The 4486-nt window shown below is 67.6% G+C and carries 6 protein-coding genes; 2 read left to right on the top strand and 4 right to left on the bottom strand.

Annotated features, from left to right (window positions below):
- Window positions 1–333 precede the first annotated feature (333 nt).
- On the top strand, window positions 334–552 hold the full coding sequence (locus AC1DZ6_RS19700; protein WP_477098831.1) for a hypothetical protein: 219 nt from the start codon (window positions 334–336) through the stop codon (window positions 550–552).
- A gap of 4 nt (window positions 553–556) precedes the next feature.
- Here the strand turns inward: AC1DZ6_RS19700 and AC1DZ6_RS19695 are convergent, their stop codons facing one another.
- The 4 genes from AC1DZ6_RS19695 to AC1DZ6_RS19680 all read right to left on the bottom strand — a co-directional run bounded on the left by AC1DZ6_RS19695 (window position 557) and on the right by AC1DZ6_RS19680 (window position 3374).
- Window positions 557–805 (bottom strand): DUF2188 domain-containing protein, encoded by a 249-nt coding sequence (locus AC1DZ6_RS19695; RefSeq protein ID WP_477098830.1) that lies wholly within the window; start codon window positions 803–805, stop codon window positions 557–559.
- A 91-nt stretch (window positions 806–896) separates the two neighbouring features.
- Window positions 897–1778 carry an alpha/beta hydrolase gene (locus AC1DZ6_RS19690; protein ID WP_477098829.1) on the bottom strand — a complete coding sequence of 294 codons (882 nt, stop codon included), beginning with the start codon at window positions 1776–1778 and terminating at the stop codon, window positions 897–899.
- 69 nt (window positions 1779–1847) lie between these two features.
- Window positions 1848–2855, bottom strand: coding sequence for a cobaltochelatase subunit CobS (gene cobS / locus AC1DZ6_RS19685; RefSeq protein WP_477098828.1), 1008 nt, complete (start codon window positions 2853–2855; stop codon window positions 1848–1850).
- A gap of 126 nt (window positions 2856–2981) precedes the next feature.
- Window positions 2982–3374 carry an RcnB family protein gene (locus AC1DZ6_RS19680; protein WP_477098827.1) on the bottom strand — a complete coding sequence of 131 codons (393 nt, stop codon included), beginning with the start codon at window positions 3372–3374 and terminating at the stop codon, window positions 2982–2984.
- A 200-nt stretch (window positions 3375–3574) separates the two neighbouring features.
- Between AC1DZ6_RS19680 and AC1DZ6_RS19675 the strand changes: the two genes are divergently transcribed.
- A complete protein-coding gene (locus AC1DZ6_RS19675; protein ID WP_477098832.1) occupies window positions 3575–4324 on the top strand; it encodes a phosphatase PAP2 family protein in 750 nt (249 codons plus the stop codon).
- Window positions 4325–4486 lie beyond the last annotated feature (162 nt).

Here is a 4486-nt window from a genome sequence, read left to right as displayed (position 1 = left end):
ACTCACGCGACAGAACCGCCGACAGAGCTCCCCGCTCGATCGCCCCTCGCCGCCGCATCGGTCGCTGGCCATGCGCCCTTTCCCTGCGTCGAGGTGAGATCAGGATACGGGCGTCACGAAAGGGTGAGGGGATTAAAGATTTTGGCTCGGCATATCAGCGCCTTACCGCCGAAAGTCGTGCGGAGTTCGGGCCGTCGCATGGCCGGTCTCCGCCGATCGGCGCCGGGATTGTCGGGTAGCTGACCGACGGCGCTTTCGCCATCGCATTAGGCTCGCGGCCAAGCGAGGGGCCGCCGTCATGGCGCTCCTTCACCCGGGGGCGGGCGAACGCATATGGGGCAGGCCTACACCTTCGTGGCCTTGACGGCCGACGGTCGCTCGCCGTTTCTCGACGTGCGGGTGCTTGACGACGGCGAAGATCCGGCCGTCCACGCGCGCACCCTGCTGGCCGAGCATCGCAGCTGCTCGCGGATCGAGGTCTGGGACGGTCATGTCCGCCTGATGGTGATCGGCTGCGACCTCGCGGATCGGGGCGAGGTCGCGCCGGGCTGAGGGCCTACTTCTTGGCGTCGACCACGTGGGTGGTGGGACGGTCGTCGCCGGCCGACAGCTCATTGTGCCACTGACCCCTGGCGTCTTCGTAGGAGATGCCGGTCTCCTCGCCGGCCACCCGCTGCTCGCCGGCCGCGCGCTGGGCGGCGTGCAGGGCCGCGTCGTGGGTCTTGAAGGTCTCGGAGAACACGTCGCCCACCTTGTAGGCCCAGCCGCCGTCGTGCTCGACGATGATGTAGGTGATGTCGCTCATGGGGGGCTCCGTTGGAAGACTAGGTTCTGGAAACTGCGCCTCGATGGCCATGGTTCCAAGGGGGAAGTCTTGAACGGACCTGTCGTCCCGCTCAGCCCTTGGGGTACAGCCAGGTCAGGCCGTGGACCAGGCCGACCGGGAAGGTCGTCTCGTGGACCGTGTCGTCGATGATCTCGTCGCGGACCTTCAGGCCGGGATAGCCGCGTCCGCGCAGGGTCTTGGCGAAGGCCTGCTGGTCTCCCACCATGTCCTCGGCGTCGCCGCCGGGGCGGGGGCGTTCCAGTTCGCCGGTGGCCAGGTAGATGCGGGCCTTCAGGTCCTTGTGGCCGGCGGCGTAGGCGGCCTCGGCCTTGATCATCTGGTGATGGTCGTACCAGAGCGACGGGCTGGTCAGGATATAGCTGTCGAACAGCTCCGGTTCGGTCWCCGCCACCCAGGCGCCGAACAGGCCGCCGTACGACTGTCCGGCCAAGGTTCGGCGGCGCGGATCGGCGCGGTAGCGGCTTTCGACGAACGGCAGGACCTGCCCCTTGATGAAGGCCAGGTATTGCGGCGCGCCGCCGCTGGGGGACGGCAGGCCGGGATCGCGCCAGGGCGTCATGTCGCGGCGGCGGCTGACCATGCCGTCGTCGCCCTGGGCGTAGGAGATCCCGACTAGGATCGCCTGTTCCCACCGGTCGAACCTGTAGGGCAGGTGGGTGACGCCCGAGGCGACCTGGAAGGTGTAGGGGCCGTCGTTCAGATAGATCACCGGCCAGCGCCGGCCGGCGTTCTCGGGCGCGTCATAGCCGAAGGGCGTCTTGACGTAGATCTGGTAGACGCGGCCCTGCGCCGAGGGCGGCAGGGTGTGGACCATGCTGCCGGGCACGGTGAACGGAGCGTCGTCGGCTTGCGCGGCCGGCTGGGCCTGTTCAGTCGCCCTTTTTTCAGCCGCCTGGGCGTCGGCCGCGGGCTTGCAGCCTGCCAAGGCCACTAGCGCTGACGCGCCGAGGAGAAGGGCGAGGATCGGTCGCCCGGCCGTACGCTGGAACACCAAGGGCCCTTAAGCCACCTTCACCCGCGCCGCGCTCTCGGGCAGATCCGTCCCGAACGCCCGCTGGAAGAACTCGGCCACGGTGGGCCGCTCCAGCTCGTCGCACTTGTTCAGGAAGGTCAGGCGGAACGCCAGGCCGATGTCCTTGTCGAAGATCTCGGCGTTCTGGGCCCAGGTGATCACCGTGCGCGGGCTCATGACGGTCGAGATGTCGCCGTTCATGAAGGCGTTGCGGGTCATGTCGGCGACGCGGACCATGGCGGCCAGGGTGCGCTTGCCTTCCGGGGTGTCGTAGGACGGGTTCTTGGCCAGGACGATGCCGGCCTCGACGTCGTGGTCGAGGTAGTTGAGCGTCGTGACGATGCTCCAGCGGTCCATCTGGCCTTGGTTGATCTGCTGGGTGCCGTGATAGAGCCCCGTGGTGTCGCCCAGACCGATGGTGTTGGTCGTCGAGAACAGCCGGAAATAGGGGTTGGCGCGGATCACCCGGTTCTGGTCCAGCAGGGTCAGCTTGCCGCCGGCCTCCAGCACGCGCTGGATGACGAACATCACGTCCGGTCGGCCGGCGTCGTATTCGTCGAACACCAGGGCGATCGGGCGCTGCAGGGCCCAGGGCAGGATGCCTTCGCGGAACTCGGTGACCTGCTTGCCGTCCTTCAGGACGATGGCGTCCTTGCCGACCAGATCGATCCGGCTGACGTGGCTGTCGAGGTTCACCCGCACCAGCGGCCAGTTCAGCCGGGCGGCGATCTGCTCGATGTGGGTGCTCTTGCCGGTGCCGTGATAGCCCTGGACCATCACGCGGCGGTCGTGAGCGAAGCCGGCGCAGATGGCCTTGGTCGTCTGGGGATCGAACTTGTAGGCCGTGTCGAGCTCAGGGACGTGGCTGTCCTTGTGGCTGAAGTACGGAACCTTCATGTCGCTGTCGACGCCGAACGCGTCACGCAGCGTGACCCACTTGTCGGGGGCCAGGGTGATCAGGGGATCGGCGGCGTGGCTGTCGGTCAGGTCGGGCATGCTTTCCGATTACCGCCTTGACCCGGGGGAGGGGAAGGGGCGAGGCGGTTTTTCGGACTTTAAAAAGCAAACGCCCCGGACAGCGAAACTGTCCGGGGCGCTCGAATGAGGCTCTTGAGGAAGGGCCTAGTGGTTGGCGATGATCACCGAGGCGATCAGGCCGGTGGCCACGGCGGCCAGGATGTAGTTGTCGTCCACGCGCTGCCAGCGGTAACCGCGGGGCGGGGCGCGCAGGCCGCGGCTGCGATAGTCGCTCACATAGTAGCGATTGTCGCGATAGCGGGCGTCCAGGCGCTGGCCGCGCTGCCAGTGGCGATATTCGCGGCGGTCGTCCCGACGGTCCGAGCGATGGTCGCGGCGGTCGTCGCGACGGTCGTAGCGGCTGTCGTGACGGTTATCGTGGCGTTGGTCGTATTGGCCGCGGTCGTCATAACGTTGGCCTTGGGCCATGGCCGTGCCCGACAGGGCCGTACCGGCCAGCAGGGTCGCGGCGAGGGTGGAGATGATCAGACGCTTCATAACGAGGTCCTTTCCTGTTGTGTGGCAGTCCGACACTGCCGAACCTCTTCGATAGTCCGACACTAGCGAGAGTGGTTTGGACCGGGGATGAACGGCGCTGGTCAGGAATGGTTCATCATGTTTCTTGGCCGAAACATTTCGCCGGCCGCGGGATTACTTGATCGGGGCCAAATCGACGTTTGGGCGTTCACTTGCACATGATGCGTTTTCCCTCGTTTGAACCTCGTCGGGACTTGCCGCGGCTGCTGGCCGCCGCGCGGAGCGAGCTGGGCGCCGTCGCGGCCTTGCTGGTGCTGGCGGGCGGCGCCCTGGCGTTCCTGGATCTGTCGGAGGACGTCGCCGAGGGCGACACCACCGCCTTCGATCTGGCCATCCTCAAGGCCCTGCGGCTGCCGGGCGACCCCAACAGCCTGATCGGACCCAAGTGGCTGCACGTGGCGGCGGCGGACATCACCGCCTTGGGCTCGATCACGGTGCTGAGCCTGGTGGTGGTCCTGGCCCTGGCCCTGATGTTGTGCCTGAAACGCTGGAGCGAGGCCCTGGTGGTGCTGGTCGGGGCCGGCGGCGGGGTGGCGATCAGCCAGGGGCTGAAGCAGCTGTTCGGACGTGAGCGCCCGGACCTGGTCTATCGCGCGGTCGAGGCGGCCAATCCCAGCTTCCCGTCCGGCCACGCCATGCTGTCGGCCGTGGTGTTCCTGACCCTGGGCGCCCTGGCGGCCCGGTTCGCGCCGCTCAAGCGGGTCAAGGCCCTGGCCCTGGGCGCGGCGGTGCTGCTCAGCCTGCTGGTCGGGGCCTCGCGAATCTATCTGGGCGTTCACTGGACCAGCGACGTGCTGGCCGGCTGGAGCCTGGGCGCGGCCTGGGCCATGGCCTGCTGGGTGGCGGCCTGGGCGTGGGAGCGGTGGGTGCGGCCGAGCGGCGAGTCCCGGGCTCGCGACGCGCGCACCTGAACGGCCGGCTCAAGTCCGCGCTGATCATATCTCGAAGGTGGTGTTATGATTTAATGCTTCCTATGGGGCTGACCCTGGACGCCAACGCGCTGTTCAACCGTCCCCGCCTGAGCAAGGTCGATCGCAATTTCGCCTCGGCGGCCCAAAGCGAGTTGCCGGGGG

Source organism: Caulobacter sp. P1_B12_2 (genome assembly GCF_056406675.1).
Note: the sequence above shows the minus strand (reverse complement) of the source record. Positions and strands in the feature narration are given on the sequence as shown.

What these genes read in the sequence shown, in the direction of transcription:
- AC1DZ6_RS19700 (WP_477098831.1), top strand. Translation starts at nt 334, where the DNA reads ATGGGGCAGGCCTACACCTTCGTGGCCTTGACGGCCGACGGTCGCTCG.
- AC1DZ6_RS19695 (WP_477098830.1), bottom strand. Translation starts at nt 805, where the DNA reads ATGAGCGACATCACCTACATCATCGTCGAGCACGACGGCGGCTGGGCC.
- cobS (WP_477098828.1), bottom strand. Translation starts at nt 2,855, where the DNA reads ATGCCCGACCTGACCGACAGCCACGCCGCCGATCCCCTGATCACCCTG.
- AC1DZ6_RS19680 (WP_477098827.1), bottom strand. Translation starts at nt 3,374, where the DNA reads ATGAAGCGTCTGATCATCTCCACCCTCGCCGCGACCCTGCTGGCCGGT.
- AC1DZ6_RS19675 (WP_477098832.1), top strand. Translation starts at nt 3,575, where the DNA reads ATGCGTTTTCCCTCGTTTGAACCTCGTCGGGACTTGCCGCGGCTGCTG.